Here is a 17662-nt window from a genome sequence, read left to right on the forward strand (position 1 = left end):
GCCATGGTCCACGTGACCGATCGTGCCCACGTTCACGTGCGGCTTCGTGCGGGTGAATTTTCCTTTTGCCATTTTCTATCCTTGAAAGAGCAGTGCCCGTGTATGGTTTAACGTCTGCACCATGTTGCTGGTTCTCTCGCCACGGGCAACGAGAGGCACACGGTCGCAGACAGAACTTCTTACTTGGCGCGGGAAGCGACGATGGCTTCGGCCACGTTGCGCGGAGCTTCGGCGTAGTGCTTGAACTCCATCGTGTAGGTGGCGCGGCCTTGAGACATCGAGCGCAGCGTGGTCGAGTAGCCGAACATTTCCGACAGCGGGACCTCGGCCTTGATGGCCTTGCCGCCGCCGACCATGTCGTCCATGCCTTGGACCATGCCGCGGCGTGAGGACAGGTCGCCCATCACGTTGCCGGCGTAGTCCTCGGGCGTTTCGACTTCCACGGCCATCATCGGCTCGAGGATCACGGGGTTGGCCTTGCGGGCACCTTCCTTGAAACCGAAGATCGCGGCCATCTTGAAGGCCATTTCGTTCGAGTCCACGTCGTGGTACGAACCGAAGTGCAGCGTGACCTTGACGTCGACCACCGGGTAGCCGGCCAGAACGCCTTGGCCCAGCGCCTCGACGATGCCCTTTTCGACCGCGGGGATGTACTCGCGCGGCACCACGCCGCCCTTGATCGCGTCGACGAATTCGAAGCCCTTGCCGGCTTCCTGCGGCTCCAGCTTGAGCACGACGTGGCCGTATTGGCCCTTGCCGCCCGACTGGCGCACGAACTTGCCTTCGGCTTCCTCGACGGTCTTGCGGATGGTTTCGCGGTAGGCGACCTGCGGCTTGCCGACATTGGCCTCGACGCCGAACTCGCGCTTCATGCGGTCCACGATGATTTCGAGGTGCAGCTCGCCCATGCCGGCGATGATGGTCTGGCCCGATTCTTCGTCGGTCTTGACGCGGAAAGACGGGTCTTCCTGTGCCAGGCGCTGCAGCGCGATGCCCATCTTTTCCTGGTCGGCCTTGGTCTTCGGCTCCACGGCCTGCGAGATCACGGTTTCCGGGAACACCATGCGCTCGAGCGTGACGATCGCGGCCGGGTCGCACAGCGTTTCGCCGGTGGTGACTTCCTTCAGGCCCACGCAGGCGGCGATGTCGCCGGCGCGGATTTCGCTGACTTCCTCACGGTTGTTGGCGTGCATCTGCACGATACGGCCGATGCGCTCCTTCTTGCCGCGCACCGGGTTGTAAACGCTGTCGCCCTTGGTCAGCACGCCCGAGTAGACGCGCACGAAGGTGAGCTGGCCCACGAACGGGTCGGTCATCAGCTTGAACGCGAGCGCCGAGAACTTCTCGTTGTCGTCGGCCTTGCGCGTGACGGGCTGTTCGTCATCGTCCGTGCCGGCCACCGGCGGGATGTCCAGCGGCGACGGCATGTACTCGACGACGGCGTCGAGCATGGCCTGCACGCCCTTGTTCTTGAACGCCGAGCCGCACAGCATCGGCTGGATCTCGCCGGCGATGGTGCGCTGGCGGATGCCGGCCTTGATTTCCGCCTCGGTCAGCGCGTTGCCTTCGAGGTACTTGTTCATGAGCTCTTCGCTCGATTCGGCGGCAGCCTCGACCAGCTTCTCGTGGTACTCGGCACAGACGTCGGCCAGGTCGGCCGGGATCTCGCCGTACTTGAAGGTGACGCCCTTGTCCTCGTCCCAGATGATCGACTTCATCTTCACGAGGTCGACGACGCCCTGGAAGCGGTCTTCGGCGCCGATCGGGATCTGGATCACGACGGGGTTGGCCTTCAGGCGGTCCACCATCATCTGGCGCACGCGCAGGAAGTCGGCACCCGTGCGGTCCATCTTGTTGACGAACGCGAGGCGCGGCACCTTGTACTTGTTGGCCTGGCGCCAGACGGTTTCGGATTGGGGCTGCACGCCGCCGACGGCGTCGTACACCATCACGGCGCCGTCGAGCACGCGCATCGAGCGCTCGACTTCGATCGTGAAGTCCACGTGGCCGGGCGTGTCGATGATGTTGATGCGGTGCTCGTCGAAGTTGGCGCCCATGCCCTTCCAGAAGCAGGTGGTGGCAGCGGACGTGATCGTGATGCCGCGCTCCTGCTCCTGCTCCATCCAGTCCATCGTGGCGGCGCCGTCGTGCACTTCGCCGATCTTGTGATTCACACCGGTGTAGAACAGGATGCGCTCGGTGGTGGTGGTCTTGCCGGCGTCGATGTGCGCAGAAATACCGATGTTGCGGTAGCGCTCGATGGGGGTCTTGCGGGACATGAAAATTACTCCGTTAACGGATGAAAGCCCGCCCACCGCATTCGGTGGGTCGGGCTTCCAGCCTGTCTGACTAGTGGGCTGTTGTTAGAAGCGGAAGTGGCTGAAGGCCTTGTTGGCTTCGGCCATGCGGTGCACTTCATCGCGCTTCTTCATGGCACCGCCACGGCCTTCCGTGGCTTCCATGAGTTCGTTGGCCAGACGCAGGGCCATCGACTTCTCGCCGCGCTTGCGGGCGGCTTCCTTGATCCAGCGCATCGACAGCGCCAGGCGGCGCACCGGGCGCACCTCGACCGGAACCTGATAGTTCGCACCGCCGACGCGGCGCGACTTCACTTCGACCATCGGCTTGACGTTGTTGATGGCCATGGTGAAGGCTTCGACCGGGTCCTTGCCCGGGTTCTTCTTCTCGATCTGGTCGAGCGCGCCATAGATGATGCGCTCGGCGATCGCCTTCTTGCCGCCTTCCATGATCACGTTCATGAATTTGGACAGCTCGACATTGCCGTACTTGGGATCCGGCAGGATTTCACGTTTGGGGACTTCGCGACGACGTGGCATTTTTCTAACCTCTTTGCTTCAGTTGGCGCCGTTTCCGGCACCGCGAGAGCCAACAAGAACTCTCACTTACTCGACCCAACAGCGGGTCACTTCGTCCGATGCGCCTGCCAGGGCACGCCGAACACCGTTGAACGACAGAAAGCCTTAAGCCTTCTTGGGGCGCTTCGCGCCGTACTTGGAACGCGACTGCTTGCGGTCTTTCACGCCTTGCAGGTCCAGCGAACCGCGCACGATGTGGTAGCGCACACCGGGCAAGTCCTTGACACGACCGCCGCGGACCAGCACGACGCTGTGTTCCTGGAGATTGTGGCCTTCGCCGCCGATGTAGGAAATGACTTCGAAGCCGTTGGTCAGGCGCACCTTGGCGACTTTCCGCAGCGCCGAATTCGGCTTTTTCGGGGTCGTGGTGTAGACCCGGGTGCAGACGCCGCGGCGTTGCGGCGAGTTCTGCATGGCAGGGCTCTTCGACTTGATCTTTTCGACCTCGCGACCCTGACGCACCAGTTGATTGATGGTTGGCATGAATGAATAAGTCCCAAAACACCCCGGCAAGAATCCTTGTCGTGACACAAGGGGCCGGGAGATGACGAAAACGTGAATCCCTTCGGATTTTTCCGAAAAGCCCACGAGTATAGCAGTGCGGTCATGACGCCGCAATTTCAGCTGCGCGGGGGCGCCCGCCGGGCGGGCGCCGGCCTCACTTGATCCAGAGACGGACGGCGTCCCAGGCGCGGCCCAGCACGCCGGCCTGTTCGACCGGCTCCAGCGCGACCAGCGGCACCTCGGCGACCGGCTGGTCGGCCAGCGTGATCTTGAGCGAGCCGATCGGCTGGAAGCGGGAGAACGGCGCGACCAGCGGGTCCGGCCGCGCCACTTGCGTCTTGATCTTGCTGGCCGAGCCGGCCGGTACCGCCACCACGATCGCCTCGGGACGGCCCAGCTTGACGGTGTTTTCCTTGCCCTTCCAGACTGCGGGCGTCGCCACCGGCTGGTTGGCGTCGAACAGGCGCACCGCATCGTAGGCGGTGTAGCCCCAGTTCAGGAGCTTCTGCGACTCGTTGGCGCGCGCGTTCTCGCTGGCTGCGCCCAGCACGATCGACAGCAGGCGCCGCCCGCCGCCGAGGTTCGGGAAATCGCGTTTGGAGGTCACGATCATGCAGTAGCCGGCTGCATCGGTGTGCCCGGTCTTGAGGCCGTCGACGGTCGGATCGCGGAACAGCAGCAGATTGCGGTTGGTGTCGTTGGTCGAAGGCGTGCCCGGATAGCGGTACTTCTTGATGGCGTAGTAGTGCACGTACTCCGGGAAGTCGCGCATCAGGCGTGTCGCCAGGATGCTGAGGTCGCGCGCCGTGGTGGTGTGGCCCGGCGCGGTGAGGCCCTCGGGATTCTTGTAGCCGGTGTTCTTCATGCCGAGCGCCTTGGCCTGCTCGTTCATGAGCTCGACGAAGTGCTCGACCGTGCCGCCCACGCCCTCGGCGAGCGCGACGGTGGCGTCGTTGCCCGAATTGACGATCAGGCCCTTGATCAGGTCTTCGACCGGCACCTGCATCTTGGGGTCGATGAACATGCGCGAGCCGGGCATCTTCCAGGCGCGCGGGCTGACCGGCAGGGTCTGCTGCAGGCCGATCTTCTTGGCCTTGAGCGCGTCGAACACGAGGTAGGCCGACATCAGCTTGGTGAGCGAGGCCGGCTCGACCGGGCTGTCGATGTCCTTTTGCGCGAGCAACTGGTTGGCCGTGACGTCGAGCAGCAGGTAGCTGCGCGCCGCGACTTCGGGCGGCGCCGGCACCTGGGCGTGAACGACCATGCAGAAAGATGCGGCAGCGGCCACCGCGAGCGCGCGCAGCGCGTCGAGAAAACGATTCATGGGGATGCGAAGAGACGAAAAACTAGCCCGCGCGCAGGTGGCGGACGACCAGACTTTTGAGCAGCGGCAATTGTCCGTGAAAGAAATGACCGCCTCCGGGAACGACTGTGACAGGAAGTGACTGCGGCCGCGCCCAGTCCATCACGGCGGCGAGCGGCACGGTGTCGTCGTGCTCGCCATGCACGACCAGCGTGCGTTCGTGCGCTTCGGCCGGCAGCGCCGCGACGGAAAAACGCGAGGCGGCGGTGCCGACCAGCACCAGGTGCCGGATGTCCCGCGTGGCCCAGAGCTTCTCTGCCGTGCAGCTCGCCACGAAGGCGCCGAACGAGAAGCCGGCGATGGCCAGCGGCCCCTCGGGCGCCAGCTGCTCGACGACGGCCAGCATGTCGTCGCGCTCGCCGCGTCCTTCGTCATGCGCGCCTTCGCTGGCGCCGACGCCGCGGAAGTTGAAGCGCACGGCGGTCCACCCGCACGAAACGAAGGCGCGCGCCAGCGTCTGCACGACCTTGTTGTCCATGGTGCCGCCGAAGAGCGGGTGGGGATGGGCGATCACCGCAACGCCGAGCGCCGGCGAGCCTGCAGCCGCCGCGTCGCGCAGCACCTCGATGGCGCCCGCGGTGCCCTTCAGCTGGATTTTTTCGGTTCTGGAATTCATTCAGCGCCCCACCTCGGGCGGCAACAGCAGCCGCTCGACCACCTTGCCATTCTTCAGATGCGATTCGACGATCTCGTCGATGTCGCTCTCGTCGACGAAGGTGTACCAGACGGCTTCCGGATAGACCACCGCCACCGGCCCGCCCGCGCAGCGGTCGAGACAGCCGGCCTTGTTGACGCGCACTTTGCCGGGCCCGGCCAGTCCGGCCTCCCTGATGCGGGCCTTGCAACGATCGAAGCCTGCCTGGGCGTTGTGCTTCGAGCAGGAGTCCTCTTCGTTCTTGCGTTCGTTCAGGCAGAAGAAGATGTGCCGGGCGTAGTAGCCGCGCGGCGGCGAGGTGCTGGAATTGGACATCGAACCATTCTATTGAGCGTGCGACGCGAGCACCCGGGACCGGGGTATGGACTACGCAGGCCGCGTCCGGCGCGACAGCGCGGCCAGCACGTAGGCCAGCGTGGCGAAGGGCCAAAGCCAGCCCAGCCACTGCGCGAGCCCGTGGAAGCGGATGAAACGCCCCTGCTCCCAGGTCGCCAAGGTCTGTGCGAAGTAAGCACTCTCGGGTGCCTGGTTGAGCAGACTCAGATGGACCACGAGCGCGATCAGCAGCAAGCCCGCACAGAACCGGCGTGGCGCGGGCAGCAACAGCACGCCCAGAACCAGCGCCGCCACGATGCCGACCTGCACTGGCAGGCTCAGCCAAGCCCAGGCGTGCTCGGGGCCGTAGCTCAGCGCGGCCGACAAGGCGGTGGCAGCCATCCCGGCCGCAAGCACCGCCGGCAGCAGGACGGCCCGGCGAGAGATCGAGCGCGTGACCAGGAAAGCCAGCAGGCAGGGCACCAGCGCGCCCAGCATGACGCACAGCAGTTCGACGCCTGGCACCAGCGGCTCGAGCTCGAACTGACGCACCGGCATCCAGTCGATGAAAGGGGTGTCGAGGAGCCATTCCGAGATCGCTGCCTCGAGCCGTTCGAACACCTGGCCCAGCCCGAAAGTAACCGCTGCCGGAAACAGCAAGGCCAGTGGCCACAGCGCCAGCAGCACCAGCGCGCCGCGCGACTCCTCGACGAACCAGTTGGAGCGGGCCCGGTGCCAGTGCGCCACGGCACCGAAGCGCTCGAGCGCCGCCGCGAGCACGGCGCCCGCCAGGGCGCCGGCGCTGTTCAGCCCGAGGTCGACATTGGAGGGAATGCGCGAGGGCAAGTAACTCTGCAAGGTCTCCATGGCGAAAGCGATCGTGGCGCCTGCCGCCGTCGCGCGCAGCACCGCGCCCGCTACGCCGACGCCCGGCCGGGTCCGCAGTACCGCGATCCCCGCCAGGAAACCGAAGGGCATATAACCCGCGACGTTGACCCCGAAGTCGAAGCCGGTCCAGTACTTGGGCCACGGCGCCGCCAGATAGGCCCAAGGCGCGATGCCCTGGTCGCGCCAGTCGGTGAACGGATAAAGACTCGCGTAGACGATCAGCGCGGCGTAGGCGAGCGCAAGGGGCAGTGCCGCGGACTTGTGCGGGGTTCCCACCTTGCTCAGAAGGGCTTGACCACGACCAGCACCACGATCCCGAGCAGCAGCAGCACCGGCACTTCGTTGAACCAGCGGTACCAGCGCTCGCCGCGCCGGTCTGCGCCCGAGACGAACTTGCGCAGCAGCACCCCGCAGGCATGGTGATAGCCGATCGCCAGGAGCACCAGGGCCAGCTTGGCGTGCATCCAGCCGTTGCCCGGTCCGCGTCCGATACCGTAGCCGAGCCAGAGCCAGAGCCCGAAGCCCAGCGCCGGCACGGCCAGGAAAGTGGTGAACCGGAACAGCTTGCGCGCCATGAGCACCAGCCGCGCACGTTCGGCCACGGATTCGGGCGCCACCATCGCCAGGTTCACGAAGAGGCGCGGCAGATAGAACAGTCCCGCGAACCAGCTCGCAATGAACACGATGTGCAGTGATTTGACCCAGAGCATGGCGGCAGTTTAGTGGCGCGCCCCATTGGCACGGGGCGATTGAAAGGGGCAAAAAAAAGCCCGGCGTCAAAACGCCGGGCTGGGAAGCCCTTTTGCTGTCACACATCAAGGCACCCGCTCAGGGAGGAAAAGCGGGGAGCGGCAAGCCGCCCACTGCGGAATTTAGCAAAGGCATTACAACCTATCAAGCGAGTTCTAATCTTTCTCCCCGAATTGGCAAAACACATTAGTTCCAACGTATTACTCAGAAAAGCCGCGCGAAGGGCTGCATCAGAGGGCAGTCCCAGCACTTCAGGCACAATTTTCCGCATGACCCTCCACGCCCCCTTTCCTGCGGGTCGGCCGCGCCGGCTGCGCCACGATGCCTTCACGCGCAATCTTGTCCGTGAGCACACGCTCACCGTTCATGACTTGATTTATCCGGTGTTCGTCCAGGAGGGCCAGAAGCGACGTGATGCCGTGCCCTCGATGCCCGGCGTTGACCGACTGAGCCTGGATCTGTTGCTGCCGGTCGCCGAACAATGCGTGGCGGCTGGCATCCCGGTGATGGCGCTGTTCCCGGTGATCGATGCCGGCCTCAAGACGCCGGCCGGGGACGAGGCCTTCAATCCCGAGGGCCTGATCCCGCGCGTGGTGGCCGCCCTCAAGTCGCGCTTTCCGGAACTGGGCGTGATGACCGACGTGGCGCTCGATCCGTACACCAGCCACGGCCAGGACGGCCTGCTCGACGACACCGGCTACATCCTGAACGACCCGACCGTCGAGGTACTGGTCAAGCAGGCGCTCGTGCAGTCGCAAACCGGCGTGGACATCGTGGCGCCGAGCGACATGATGGACGGGCGCATCGGCGCGATCCGCAACGCCCTGGAGTCGGCCGGCCAGATCCACACGCGGATCATGGCCTACAGCGCCAAGTACGCGAGCGCCTTCTACGGCCCCTTCCGCGACGCCGTCGGCTCGGCCGCCAACCTCGGCAAGAGCAACAAGAAGGTCTACCAGATGGACCCTGGCAACAGCGACGAGGCGTTGCGCGAGGTGGCGATCGACATCGCCGAGGGTGCCGACATGGTGATGGTGAAGCCGGGCATGCCCTACCTCGACATCGTGCGCCGGGTGAAGGATGCGTTCCAGGTGCCGACCTTCGCCTACCAGGTCAGCGGCGAGTACGCCATGCTCAAGGCGGCGTCGCAGAACGGCTGGCTCGATCACGATGCCGTGATGCTCGAAAGCCTGCTGGCCTTCAAGCGCGCCGGCGCCGACGGCGTGCTCACCTACTTTGCGCTCGATGCCGCACGGCTGCTGCAGAAACAGTAGCGCACGGATCGGGCCCCATGCGCGTCTTTGAGATCAGCGGCTCGCGGATCACGGAACATGAGGCGCTCGCGCCGATGGCCGTGCCCGGCGCCTGCGCCAACGGCTATCTGTGGATCTCGCTGACGCGAGACGAATTCCGCAGTTCGCTCGCAGAGGTGCAGGGGATCCTGCAGTCGCTCTGCGGCACCCAGCTGGTCGACCTCCATGTGGCCGACTTGGTCAACGACCAATTGCCCTCGCACTACGACTACACCTCCCAGTACGACGTGCTGGTCTTCCGCCGGCTCGCGGCCGCCAACGGCGCGGCGCAGAAGAGCGTCGAGCCTGCGCTGGCGCGCGGCGGCCCGCCGGTGCTGCGGCGCGTCGACACGCGGCCGGTCGGCTTTGCGGTCTTCGACCGCGTGCTGCTGTCCGTGCATCCAGAAGACGGCGCGGTGCGCGATGCCTTTGCCGCCCGGCTACTCGCGGCGGCGGCACCGGACGCGCGCGGCGCCACCGCCCCGGCGCTGGACGTCCGCGCCGTTTCCACGCGCGTGCCGCCGAATCCTCCCGACCTGATGCTGCGCGTGGTGAACCTGATCGTCGATGCCTACCTCGACCTGCGGCGCGACCTGACGCGGCAGCTGGACCACTGGCAGACCGAGCTGATCGACCCCCGCAGCCGCTTCACGAACTGGAGCGCGCTGATGGATGCGCGCCAGTCGCTGCACCACCTGGACGAGATCTGCGAAGACCAGCGCGCAGCCATTCAGGACTGGATCGATGCGCTCGAGACCCTTCCGCCGCCGGAAGGCGCTGCCGCGCTGCGCGAACGCGAACTGATCATGGTGCGCAGCCGCGACGTGCTCGAACACATCCAGCGCGTGGTCCACCACGTGCGGCGCCTCGAACAGAACGCCGAGACGGCTGTGCAGATGCATTTCAGCGTGCAGAGCCACCGGGCCAACGACATCATGCGGGTGCTGACGGCGCTCACCGCGATCTTTCTTCCGCTCAACCTGATTGCCGGCATCTTCGGAATGAACTTCGAGTTCATCCCGCTCGTGCACAAAGCCGACGGCTTCTGGATCGCCATGGCCTCAATGGCCGTGATCGCGTTGCTGCTGGTGGTCGTGTTCTGGCGCAAGCGCTACTTGGCCCGAACCAGATAAACAAAAAACCGGGCAGCGCTGATGCGCTGCCCGGTCCTTCTGTGGAACTCGGCGAATTACTTGGCCGCGGGGGTGCCTTGCTGCTGCGCTTGCTGTAGCGTGGCGGCGCGGTTGGGCATGGTCGAGATCACACGGCTGTTGACGCGCGAGCCGCTGGTCACGTTCTGGTCGGGGGCGTTCGCCGTGGCGACGGCCTGGGCACGCACCGCCGCCGGATCAGCCACCGAGGTGAAGGGATCGGCGCCACGCGAGCCGCGCGTCACGTTCTGGTTGGGCGCAGCGGCCGCACGAACGGCTTCGGCTTCGACGTCGGCGCGGCTCAGGCCGGACACCGACTTTTGCACGCCTTCGTAGCTTTCGGCCTGGGCGCCGGCGGCGGCCAGGAGGGAAAGAGCGGCGGCGGCAATGATTTGCGAGGTCTTCATTTCAGGTCCTTTGGAATTCGTCTGTGGTTGCTGACCAGGCTCGCGGGATGGCTGGCCTGTGCGACGAAGTTTCCGGTGGAAACACCTCGGGAAATTACCTAGAAAAGAGACACCGCGTTTCCGGGATCGAAACAATGTAAAGCCGGGCCCATGCTTTCGCATGGCCCGGCGTTGTCGCTCTCGCGAACTTGAGGATTACAGCCCGGCCTGGCGCGTCGTCACGAAGCGCGGGTTCGAGAACTGCGCCGGAATCACGCTGCCGGCGAAAGACTCGCGGCGCACGTTCTGGTTCGGCCTGTGCGCATGGGCCACGGCTTCGGCGCGCACGTCGGCACGGTCGCGGGCGCTCGCCAGAACCGTCGCGGGCCCGGCGGCGTAGCCTTCCGCATAGGGGTTGGCACCGTGGGCGGCCGCGACCGCTTGGGCATTCACTTCGGCGCGGCTGTTGGCCGACACCAGCGAGTGCACGCCGTCATAGGTTTCGGCCTGTGCGCCGGCAGCGGCGAGAATCGAGAGCGCAGCGGCGGCGATGATCTTCGAGGTCTTCATGTCAAATCTCCTGGTTGGTGTGGGATGAAGTTTGCGCCCGAATCTAGGTAAAAACCCTTGGCTTTAGGAACCACCGCATTCACGAAATTGAAACAATGGAAGCCCGATGGACGGCCTGGACCTGCTGAAAGCCTTTCGTGAAGTTGCCGAACGCGGCAGCTTCTCCCGCGCCGCAAAGGCGCTCGGCACCTCGAAAGCGACCGTCAGCAAGTACGTCGCACAGCTCGAAGAACGCTTCGGCGTGCGCCTGCTCAACCGCTCCACGCGCTCCGTCAGCCTGACCGATGCCGGCCAGCTGCTGCTCGAGCGCAGCAAGCCGCTGATGGAGATGGTCGAGCTCACGCAGAGCGAGTTGCAGGAGCATGCCGGCCATCCGCGCGGGCGGCTTCGCATCACGGCGCCGCACGGGTTCGCGCAGAGCGCCTTTCCCGACATCCTGAGCGAGTTCATCAAGACGTACCCCGATGTCCATGTGAGCCTGCATCTGAGCAATCGCGTGATCGATCTGGTGGAGGAAGGCGTGGACATCGCGCTGCGCCTCGGGCGCATCCGCGACGAGAACCTGATCGTGCGGCGCCTGCGCCAGATGGACCTGGTGCTGTGCGCCGCGCCTTCCTACTGGGCCCGGCGCGGCCTGCCCAAGAAACCCGACGACATGCGCCGCCACGACGTGCTGACCTACTCGCTCGCCGAAGGCGCGCCGCACCTGCCTTTCGAGGTCGACGGCAAGCCCTATATCGTGCCGGTGGCGAGCCGCATGGACGCCAACGATGCCGCCCCGCTGATCGGCGCCGCGCTCGCCGGACTCGGCGCCGTGTGCGTGCCGGCGATGATGGCGCAGTCGCATGTCGAGCGCGGCGCGCTGGTGCCGGTGCTGAAGGAATACATGCCGCGCGACCTGTGGCTCTACGCGGCCTATTCGCAACGCCGCCACAACAGTGCGGCGCTGCGCGCGTTGCTGGATTTCCTCGAGGACCGCGTGCGGAATCCGGCAGCCGCGCTGGCCCCTCCCGAGGCGGTCGCCGTCAAGCCCGCCCGGCGGGTACGGCAGCCTGCGACTGCCTGACCACGCGGTTCAGCGCAGGCCGAACAGCGCCGCCGCATTGCCCCACGCGATGCGCTGCGCCACCTCGGGCGGCACGTCGCCGAGCCATCGGCGGTAGCCGCCCATGATCTCGTCGTAGGCGCTCCAGCGCTGGTTGACCCAGGTGTCCGAGCCGACCAGAAAACGCTCCGGGTACTTGAGGATCAGCGCGCGCCACTCGGGGCACAGCATGCCGCCCTCGCAGGTAAGCCCCGGCCGGTAGGAGAGCTCGCCCATCAGCAACGGATAGCGCTCCAGCAGCGCCTGCACCCGCGCCACCGGCGCGCCGCCGATGCCGGTGTGGGCCCAGATGAGCCGCAGCGACTTTCCCCCGGACGGCGCATGCGCCATCAACAGGTCGATCGCCACGTCGTCGACATGCGCCAGCACCGCGAGCTTCCTCTCTTCCGCCAACGCGATCAGCTTCTTCGCGACCGGCCCATTGGCGTTGGCGCTGTCGTAGAGATGAAATTCCCCGAGCCCCCGGTAAGGCCCGCTCGCCGTGCCGCGCGCCAGTTCGGCTTGCACCATCTCGTGGATGCTCTCGTCGCGGAACCAGTTGCCGTAGTCGTCGCGGTTGCGGTAGAGCCGCACGAAGGGCACCACGGTCACGCCGGCCTCGCGCGTCTCGCGCGCCGCGGCGAGCGTCTGCGTCCCGGCGTTGGGACGCGAGTTGGCGATGACGGCCTTCACGCCGTTGCGCTGCATGCGCGCCAGCGCCTCGGCGGGCGGGTACGGGCCGGTGTCGCCGTCCCAGGCTTCCTGGTTGTAGTGCAGGTGGGCGTCGAACAGCGGGCCGCCGTAGTCGGCCGCCTGCGCGCCGAGCGCGGCAGCCGCCAGCAGGGCCGGCACCCAATGCATCAGACGCCGCGTCACGCCTTTCCCCGGTCAGCCGACGTGCTTCGCAAGGAAGGCGAGCGTGCGCTCGCGCGCCAGCTTGGCGGCCTCGGCGTTGTACGAGCCGCGCTGGTCGCAATTGAAGCCGTGGCCGGATTCGTAGACGTGCACCTCGACCTCGGGGTGAGCCTTCTTGAAGGCCTCGATGGTGTCGAGCGGAATCCAGTGGTCCTTGTTGCCGAAATGGGCGAGCACCGGCACCTTGGGCTGGATCGCGCTCTCCTCCGGCGTCGTCATGCCGCCGCCGTAGTAGGGCACGGCCGCCGCGAGGCCGGACACCTTCGCCGATGCGCGCCACGTGAGCAGGCCGCCCCAGCAGTAGCCGACGATGCCGACCTTGCCGCCCCGCGCCGCGTATTCGACCGCCGCCTCGATGTCCTGCAGCACGCCCGGCGCCGGCAGCGCCTCCACAGCGGTCTTGAGCTCGAAACCGGCCTTCATGTCCTCCTCGCTGTAGCCCAGCTCAACGCCCGGCTTGATGCGATGGAAGGTCGAGGGGGAGACCGCGAGATAGCCGTCGGCCGCGTAGCCGTCGGCCACCGAGCGGATGTGCGAGTTGACGCCGAAGATTTCCGGCACCACGACGATCGCGCCCTTCGGCTTGCCCGCGGGTTCCGCCACGTAGGCCGGAAAGCTGAAGCCGTCCTTGGCGGTGAGATCGATGAACTGGCCCATGGTCATGCTCCTGAGATGGATGGTTGTTGAATCAATGCACGTTCGACGAAATCCAGCCGGTCCTGGCCCCAGAAGATCTCGCCGTCGATCACGTAGCTCGGCGCGCCGAACACCTTGGCGTCGATGGCCTGCTGCGTGTAGTCCTCGTAGCGCTCCTGCACCGTCTGGCTTTGCGACTGCTCGCAGCGTTTGGCCGGCAAGGCGCACTCGCCGACCAGCGCTTCGAGCACCTTGGGATCGGCGATGTTGCGCTCCTGCACCCAGACCGCGGCGAACACCGCGCCGCAGAGCTTCATTGCGGCCTCGGTGCCGTCGTGCAGGTCGACCGCGATGATGAGCTTCGCCGCGTCGTCGGCAGCGACCGGAAAGAACTTGGGCTTGGGGTTCAATGGAATGTCGAGGTGGCGCGAGAAGCGCGCCAGTTCCACCAGCCGGTAGGCCTGGCGCTGCGGCGCGCGCTTGCCCAGCGGCAGGCCGCCCGAGACCGGATACACGGCGCCGAGATCGACCGGCCGCACCCGCACCGTGGCGCCGGTGGACCTGGCGAGCGCGGCGAAGCGCGCATGCCCCAGGTAGGTCCATGGGCTCTGGGGCGTGAAGTAGTAGTCGATGGTGTGGGTCACGAGCCGCTCCCGATGATGTAATCGTGCGCACGGTTTTAACTGAGGCACGGCTTTCGTGCAGGAGGTGGGATTTGGACCAGGTGCTCTTGATCACCGGCGGCAGCCGCGGCATCGGTGCCGCGACGGCACTGCTGGCCGCTCAGCGCGGTTTCGCAGTGGCCGTCAACTATGCCAGCAATTCGCTGGCCGCCGACGAGGTGGTGCGCACGATCCGCGACGGTGGCGGCCGCGCGATCAGCGTGCAGGCCGACGTCGGCGACGAGGCGCAGGTGCTCGCGATGTTCGAGAAGGTCGACGCCAAGTTCGGCCGCCTCACGGCGCTGGTCAACAACGCCGGCGTGGTCGACGTGCAGGCGCGCGTCGACCAGATGAGCGTGGCGCGGCTCGAGCGCATGCTGCGCATCAACGTGATCGGCAGCTTCCTCTGCGCGCGCGAGGCGGTGCGGCGCATGAGCACGAAGCATGGCGGCAGCGGCGGCGCCATCGTCAATCTCTCCAGCGCCGCTGCGCGCCTGGGCTCGCCGGGCCAGTACGTCGACTACGCGGCCAGCAAGGGCGCCATCGACAGCTTCACGATCGGGCTGGCCAAGGAGGTCGCCGACGAAGGCATCCGCGTCAACGCGGTGCGGCCCGGCCTGATCGACACCGAGATCCACGCCTCCGGCGGCATGCCCGACCGCGCCTTCCAGCTCGCATCCACCGTGCCGATGAAGCGCACCGGCAGCGCTCAGGAGGTGGCCAACGGCATCGTGTGGCTGCTGTCGGAAGAAGCGAGCTACGTGACGGGCACCTTTCTCGACGTGACGGGCGGAAGGTGATGGCGACTCCCACGATGGACCTGGTCAAGCCGATGATCACCTTGCTGGCGATCGTGAATCCGCTCGCGATCGTGCCTTTCTTCATCCACTACACGCAGGGCTACACCGAGGCCCAGCGCAAACGCACCGCGTGGGTGTCGGCCTTCAGCGCCTTCGTGGTCATCGCGGTCTGCGCGCTGCTCGGGCTTCAGTTGCTGTCCTTCTTCGGCATCTCGATCGCGAGCTTCCAGGTCGGCGGCGGCATGCTGCTCCTGATCAGCTCGCTCAGCATGCTCAACGCACAGCCGGCCGAATCCAAGACCAGCCAGGAGGAGCTCCGGGCCACGGAAGTGAAGGCTTCGCTGGGCGCCTCGATCGCGGTGGTGCCGCTCGCCATTCCGCTCCTGACCGGGCCGGCCACCATGTCGACCGTGGTCATCTATGCCGAGAAGACGCAGCACCTCTGGGAGCTCGCGGTGCTGGTCGGCTACGGCATGGTGATCGGGCTGGCGACCGGTCTCACCTTCCAGCTGGCCGAACCGATCGCGCGCGTGCTCGGCAAGACCGGCATCAACGTGATGACGCGCTTGATGGGCCTGATCCTCGCGGCGCTGGCGGTCGAGGTGATGGCCGACGGGCTCGGCACGCTGTTTCCCGCGCTCGCGCGCGCGCCCTAGCCCTTCACCAGTTCGACGATGCGCGGCGTGACCACGCCGTCATCGATCTTTAGCTCCGCCGCCGAAATCGGCAGCCTGAAGCGGCGCGGGCCGGCGCTGCCGGGATTGACATAGAGCACGCCATCGCGCTCCTCGACCCGCGGCCGGTGCGAGTGCCCGGCCACCACCACCCGAATGCCCGCGGCAACCGGGTCGATGTCGAGCTGCGCGAGATCGTGGATCGCATAGAGACGCACGCCGCCCAACTCGATGAGTGCCATTTCCGGCACTACCTCGGCCCACGCGTCCCGATCGTTGTTGCCGCGCACCGCGGTCAGCGGCGCGATGGCAGCCAGCGCTTCCAGGATGCGTGCATCGCCGATATCGCCGCCGTGCACGATGTGCTCGCAGCCGCGCAGGAAGGCGAGCGCCTCGGGCCGCAGCAGGCCGTGCGTGTCGGAGATGAGACCGATGCGGTGCATGCGGCCGGCCTCTGCTCAGCGCGGCTGGTCCACCCACGCCACCAGTTCCGCCACCGCCGCGTCGCTGGCCGCTGCCAGCCCCTTCACCCCGCCGGGCGCATCGCCGCTCGGCGCGGGCCGCTGCACCATGAAGCTCTGCTGCGCGAGCACGCGGTCGCCGCCGGCGCTGCTGCGGATCAGGGTCGCGCGCAGGCGCACCAGGCCGACGCTCTTGTTTGGCGATTCGAAGTAGTGGCTGAATTCCTCGAGCGAGACCCTGAGCGTGTCGGGCACCTTGCCCTCGCTGCGCGCGATGGTGGCACTCTCTTCCGGGCCGAGCACGGTGCGGCGCGCGGCCAGCGCGTCGCGCAGGCGCTGGTGCAGCAGCTGCGCCGGCGCCAGGCTCCAGCGCGATTGACCATAGGGTCGCAGCTGATTGGCATCGGCATAGCCCAGGCGATAGAGCAGCTGCGTGCCCTCCAGCCGCGTTCCGGCCTCGATCTCGGCCAGCGCGATGGTCGGCAGCGCGTGCGGATTGGAAGGCGCCGGCGCCGTGGATGCGGCGAGGTTGGGGCCGAAGTCGTAGAGCGTGGCGCGAGCAGGCTTGTCGGGCAAGGCGCCGCAGCCTGCCGCCAGCAGCACGGCGGCGATGCCGGCGACGGCCGCGAAGCGTGCCCGCGCTGCGCGAGCGGCCATGTTCTGGAGTACGTCGTTCATGTCGTCACTTTCAAGGCCGCGCCGGCGCGCCGGCCGGGGCGGAAAATCCGGGCTCGCCCGGCCCGGCGACCACGCCGCCGCTGCCGAACAGCAGCGATTGCGGGTTGTCGTTGATGCCGTCGGCCGCGCGGCCGAGGCGGCGCACCGCGCGCGAAGTGTCGTCGGCGACGCGGTTCACGCGCGGCAGCGTGGCGCTGTTGAAGGAGTCGACCGCCTGCGCCAGAGACTTGGTGCCGTCGCCCAGCCGGTCGAGCGGACCGTCCTTGGCATTGAGGCGGCCCACGGTGGTGTTCAGGTTGTTCGCAACGCGTGAAACGTCGCCGGCGGCGGTCTTCACGGTGCCCATGGTGTCCTTTGTGCGATCGATCAGCGGCGGGAGAGCGGCGAGCGTCGGGTTGAGCCCGTTCTTCACCGTGTTGTCAAGCGAGCGCGTGAGCTGGTTGGCGCTGGCCGAAGCCTGCGCGATGTTTTCCAGCGCGTCGGCGATGCGTTTCTGGTTGTCGTCGCCCAGCAGCGTGTTGGCCTTCTTCGTCACTTCGTCGATCTGGTTGATGATGGCTTCGCCGCGGTCTTGCAATTGCGCGAGCATCGAAGGCTTGAGCGGAATACGCGGCGGATCGTCGTTGTTCGGCGCGAGCGCCACCTGCGATTCGCCCTTGTCGTCGATCGCAATGAAGGCCAGGCCGGTCACGCCCTGGTAACTCAGCGTGGCGTAGCTCGAGGTCGTGAGCGGCACGCGCTCGTCGACCGTGATGCGCACGCGCACATTGCCTTTCACCTTGGGATCGAAATCGATCGAGGCGACCTTGCCGACGGCGATGCCGCGGTAGCGCACCGTCGCCTGCGGCTGCAGGCCGCTGACCGGGTCGCGGGTCGAGAGTTCGTAGATGTTGCGCACCGTGTTGTCGCGCGTGAACCAGACCACCAGCGCGATGATCGCGGCGATCAGGCCGAGCACGAAGGCGCCGGCGGCGATGGCATGGGCCTTGTTTTCCATGGCAG

Annotated in this window: 21 protein-coding genes and 1 pseudogene; 5 read left to right on the plus strand and 17 right to left on the minus strand. The window is 66.6% G+C overall.

Going from position 1 to position 17662, the window contains the following annotated elements; all coding sequences use genetic code 11:
- The 9 genes and pseudogenes from AC3A6B_RS17575 to AC3A6B_RS17615 form a co-directional block, all read right to left on the minus strand.
- Positions 1-72 (minus strand): annotated as a pseudogene (locus AC3A6B_RS17575) (GTP-binding protein); the annotation flags it as partial.
- 107 nt (positions 73-179) lie between these two features.
- The gene (fusA, locus tag AC3A6B_RS17580) at positions 180-2279 is read right to left on the minus strand and encodes an elongation factor G (RefSeq protein ID WP_487837960.1); all 2100 of its coding nucleotides are present in this window, start codon (positions 2277-2279) and stop codon (positions 180-182) included.
- An 84-nt stretch (positions 2280-2363) separates the two neighbouring features.
- Positions 2364-2837, minus strand: a complete 474-nt coding sequence (gene rpsG, locus AC3A6B_RS17585; protein ID WP_093104188.1) for a 30S ribosomal protein S7 — start codon at positions 2835-2837, stop codon at positions 2364-2366.
- A 144-nt stretch (positions 2838-2981) separates the two neighbouring features.
- Positions 2982-3359, minus strand: coding sequence for a 30S ribosomal protein S12 (rpsL, locus tag AC3A6B_RS17590; RefSeq protein WP_028249584.1), 378 nt, complete (start codon positions 3357-3359; stop codon positions 2982-2984).
- A gap of 175 nt (positions 3360-3534) precedes the next feature.
- Positions 3535-4704, minus strand: a complete 1170-nt coding sequence (locus tag AC3A6B_RS17595; protein WP_487837961.1) for a D-alanyl-D-alanine carboxypeptidase family protein — start codon at positions 4702-4704, stop codon at positions 3535-3537.
- A 22-nt stretch (positions 4705-4726) separates the two neighbouring features.
- Complete coding sequence (locus AC3A6B_RS17600) at positions 4727-5359, minus strand: alpha/beta hydrolase (protein ID WP_487837962.1); 633 nt, start codon at positions 5357-5359, stop codon at positions 4727-4729.
- A complete protein-coding gene (locus AC3A6B_RS17605) occupies positions 5360-5713 on the minus strand; it encodes a (2Fe-2S) ferredoxin domain-containing protein (RefSeq protein ID WP_487837963.1) in 354 nt (117 codons plus the stop codon).
- Between the two features lie 51 nt (positions 5714-5764).
- On the minus strand, positions 5765-6877 hold the full coding sequence (locus AC3A6B_RS17610; RefSeq protein ID WP_487837964.1) for a VanZ family protein: 1113 nt from the start codon (positions 6875-6877) through the stop codon (positions 5765-5767).
- A 5-nt stretch (positions 6878-6882) separates the two neighbouring features.
- Entirely contained in the window at positions 6883-7311 is a 429-nt protein-coding gene (locus tag AC3A6B_RS17615) for a CopD family protein (protein WP_126839505.1), read from the minus strand.
- A 309-nt stretch (positions 7312-7620) separates the two neighbouring features.
- Here AC3A6B_RS17615 and hemB point away from each other — a divergent pair, with 309 nt between their 5' ends.
- Positions 7621-8625, plus strand: coding sequence for a porphobilinogen synthase (gene hemB, locus AC3A6B_RS17620; RefSeq protein WP_487837965.1), 1005 nt, complete (start codon positions 7621-7623; stop codon positions 8623-8625).
- Between the two features lie 17 nt (positions 8626-8642).
- Complete coding sequence (locus AC3A6B_RS17625) at positions 8643-9776, plus strand: magnesium transporter CorA family protein (RefSeq protein WP_487837966.1); 1134 nt, start codon at positions 8643-8645, stop codon at positions 9774-9776.
- 56 nt (positions 9777-9832) lie between these two features.
- On the opposite strand, the gene AC3A6B_RS17630 is transcribed toward AC3A6B_RS17625, so the two are convergent.
- Together AC3A6B_RS17630 and AC3A6B_RS17635 are read right to left on the minus strand one after the other, a co-directional pair.
- The gene (locus tag AC3A6B_RS17630) at positions 9833-10201 is read right to left on the minus strand and encodes a DUF4148 domain-containing protein (protein ID WP_487837967.1); all 369 of its coding nucleotides are present in this window, start codon (positions 10199-10201) and stop codon (positions 9833-9835) included.
- Between the two features lie 195 nt (positions 10202-10396).
- On the minus strand, positions 10397-10750 hold the full coding sequence (locus AC3A6B_RS17635) for an alpha/beta hydrolase (RefSeq protein ID WP_487837968.1): 354 nt from the start codon (positions 10748-10750) through the stop codon (positions 10397-10399).
- 106 nt (positions 10751-10856) lie between these two features.
- Between AC3A6B_RS17635 and AC3A6B_RS17640 the strand changes: the two genes are divergently transcribed.
- Entirely contained in the window at positions 10857-11816 is a 960-nt protein-coding gene (locus AC3A6B_RS17640) for a LysR family transcriptional regulator (RefSeq protein ID WP_487837969.1), read from the plus strand.
- Between the two features lie 9 nt (positions 11817-11825).
- Here AC3A6B_RS17640 and AC3A6B_RS17645 read toward each other — a convergent pair whose 3' ends face one another.
- Genes AC3A6B_RS17645 through AC3A6B_RS17655 form a run of 3 tightly spaced genes read right to left on the minus strand, consistent with a single transcriptional unit; the run spans position 11826 to position 14029 of the window.
- Entirely contained in the window at positions 11826-12695 is an 870-nt protein-coding gene (locus AC3A6B_RS17645) for an amidohydrolase family protein (RefSeq protein WP_487838171.1), read from the minus strand.
- A 27-nt stretch (positions 12696-12722) separates the two neighbouring features.
- Complete coding sequence (locus AC3A6B_RS17650) at positions 12723-13406, minus strand: dienelactone hydrolase family protein (RefSeq protein ID WP_487837970.1); 684 nt, start codon at positions 13404-13406, stop codon at positions 12723-12725.
- Between the two features lie 2 nt (positions 13407-13408).
- Positions 13409-14029 (minus strand): DsbA family protein, encoded by a 621-nt coding sequence (locus AC3A6B_RS17655; protein WP_487837971.1) that lies wholly within the window; start codon positions 14027-14029, stop codon positions 13409-13411.
- A 71-nt stretch (positions 14030-14100) separates the two neighbouring features.
- Between AC3A6B_RS17655 and AC3A6B_RS17660 the strand changes: the two genes are divergently transcribed.
- Together AC3A6B_RS17660 and AC3A6B_RS17665 are read left to right on the plus strand one after the other, a co-directional pair.
- Positions 14101-14847: an SDR family oxidoreductase gene (locus tag AC3A6B_RS17660; protein ID WP_487837972.1), complete on the plus strand. Its 747-nt coding sequence runs from the start codon at positions 14101-14103 to the stop codon at positions 14845-14847.
- Positions 14847-15503 (plus strand): MarC family protein, encoded by a 657-nt coding sequence (locus AC3A6B_RS17665; RefSeq protein WP_126839514.1) that lies wholly within the window; start codon positions 14847-14849, stop codon positions 15501-15503. Before AC3A6B_RS17660 ends, AC3A6B_RS17665 begins: the two co-directional genes overlap by 1 nt.
- Here AC3A6B_RS17665 and AC3A6B_RS17670 read toward each other — a convergent pair.
- Genes AC3A6B_RS17670 through AC3A6B_RS17680 form a run of 3 tightly spaced genes read right to left on the minus strand, consistent with a single transcriptional unit; the run spans position 15500 to position 17657 of the window.
- Entirely contained in the window at positions 15500-15964 is a 465-nt protein-coding gene (locus tag AC3A6B_RS17670) for a metallophosphoesterase family protein (protein WP_487837973.1), read from the minus strand. The genes AC3A6B_RS17665 and AC3A6B_RS17670 overlap by 4 nt on opposite strands.
- Positions 15965-15979: 15 nt before the next feature.
- Entirely contained in the window at positions 15980-16660 is a 681-nt protein-coding gene (locus tag AC3A6B_RS17675) for an ABC-type transport auxiliary lipoprotein family protein (RefSeq protein WP_487837974.1), read from the minus strand.
- A gap of 10 nt (positions 16661-16670) precedes the next feature.
- Positions 16671-17657 carry an MlaD family protein gene (locus AC3A6B_RS17680; RefSeq protein ID WP_487837975.1) on the minus strand — a complete coding sequence of 329 codons (987 nt, stop codon included), beginning with the start codon at positions 17655-17657 and terminating at the stop codon, positions 16671-16673.
- Between the last annotated feature and the right edge of the window lie 5 nt (positions 17658-17662).

It is taken from the genome of Variovorax sp. Soil_C_33 (assembly GCF_057656935.1).

Excerpts from the sequence above, each read along its gene's own strand:
- fusA (WP_487837960.1), bottom strand. The coding sequence starts at position 2,279 with ATGTCCCGCAAGACCCCCATCGAGCGCTACCGCAACATCGGTATTTCT.
- rpsG (WP_093104188.1), bottom strand. The coding sequence starts at position 2,837 with ATGCCACGTCGTCGCGAAGTCCCCAAACGTGAAATCCTGCCGGATCCC.
- rpsL (WP_028249584.1), bottom strand. The coding sequence starts at position 3,359 with ATGCCAACCATCAATCAACTGGTGCGTCAGGGTCGCGAGGTCGAAAAG.
- AC3A6B_RS17595 (WP_487837961.1), bottom strand. The coding sequence starts at position 4,704 with ATGAATCGTTTTCTCGACGCGCTGCGCGCGCTCGCGGTGGCCGCTGCC.
- AC3A6B_RS17600 (WP_487837962.1), bottom strand. The coding sequence starts at position 5,359 with ATGAATTCCAGAACCGAAAAAATCCAGCTGAAGGGCACCGCGGGCGCC.
- AC3A6B_RS17605 (WP_487837963.1), bottom strand. The coding sequence starts at position 5,713 with ATGTCCAATTCCAGCACCTCGCCGCCGCGCGGCTACTACGCCCGGCAC.
- AC3A6B_RS17615 (WP_126839505.1), bottom strand. The coding sequence starts at position 7,311 with ATGCTCTGGGTCAAATCACTGCACATCGTGTTCATTGCGAGCTGGTTC.
- hemB (WP_487837965.1), top strand. The coding sequence starts at position 7,621 with ATGACCCTCCACGCCCCCTTTCCTGCGGGTCGGCCGCGCCGGCTGCGC.
- AC3A6B_RS17625 (WP_487837966.1), top strand. The coding sequence starts at position 8,643 with ATGCGCGTCTTTGAGATCAGCGGCTCGCGGATCACGGAACATGAGGCG.
- AC3A6B_RS17630 (WP_487837967.1), bottom strand. The coding sequence starts at position 10,201 with ATGAAGACCTCGCAAATCATTGCCGCCGCCGCTCTTTCCCTCCTGGCC.
- AC3A6B_RS17635 (WP_487837968.1), bottom strand. The coding sequence starts at position 10,750 with ATGAAGACCTCGAAGATCATCGCCGCCGCTGCGCTCTCGATTCTCGCC.
- AC3A6B_RS17640 (WP_487837969.1), top strand. The coding sequence starts at position 10,857 with ATGGACGGCCTGGACCTGCTGAAAGCCTTTCGTGAAGTTGCCGAACGC.
- AC3A6B_RS17645 (WP_487838171.1), bottom strand. The coding sequence starts at position 12,695 with ATGCATTGGGTGCCGGCCCTGCTGGCGGCTGCCGCGCTCGGCGCGCAG.
- AC3A6B_RS17650 (WP_487837970.1), bottom strand. The coding sequence starts at position 13,406 with ATGGGCCAGTTCATCGATCTCACCGCCAAGGACGGCTTCAGCTTTCCG.
- AC3A6B_RS17665 (WP_126839514.1), top strand. The coding sequence starts at position 14,847 with ATGGCGACTCCCACGATGGACCTGGTCAAGCCGATGATCACCTTGCTG.
- AC3A6B_RS17670 (WP_487837973.1), bottom strand. The coding sequence starts at position 15,964 with ATGCACCGCATCGGTCTCATCTCCGACACGCACGGCCTGCTGCGGCCC.
- AC3A6B_RS17675 (WP_487837974.1), bottom strand. The coding sequence starts at position 16,660 with ATGAACGACGTACTCCAGAACATGGCCGCTCGCGCAGCGCGGGCACGC.
- AC3A6B_RS17680 (WP_487837975.1), bottom strand. The coding sequence starts at position 17,657 with ATGGAAAACAAGGCCCATGCCATCGCCGCCGGCGCCTTCGTGCTCGGC.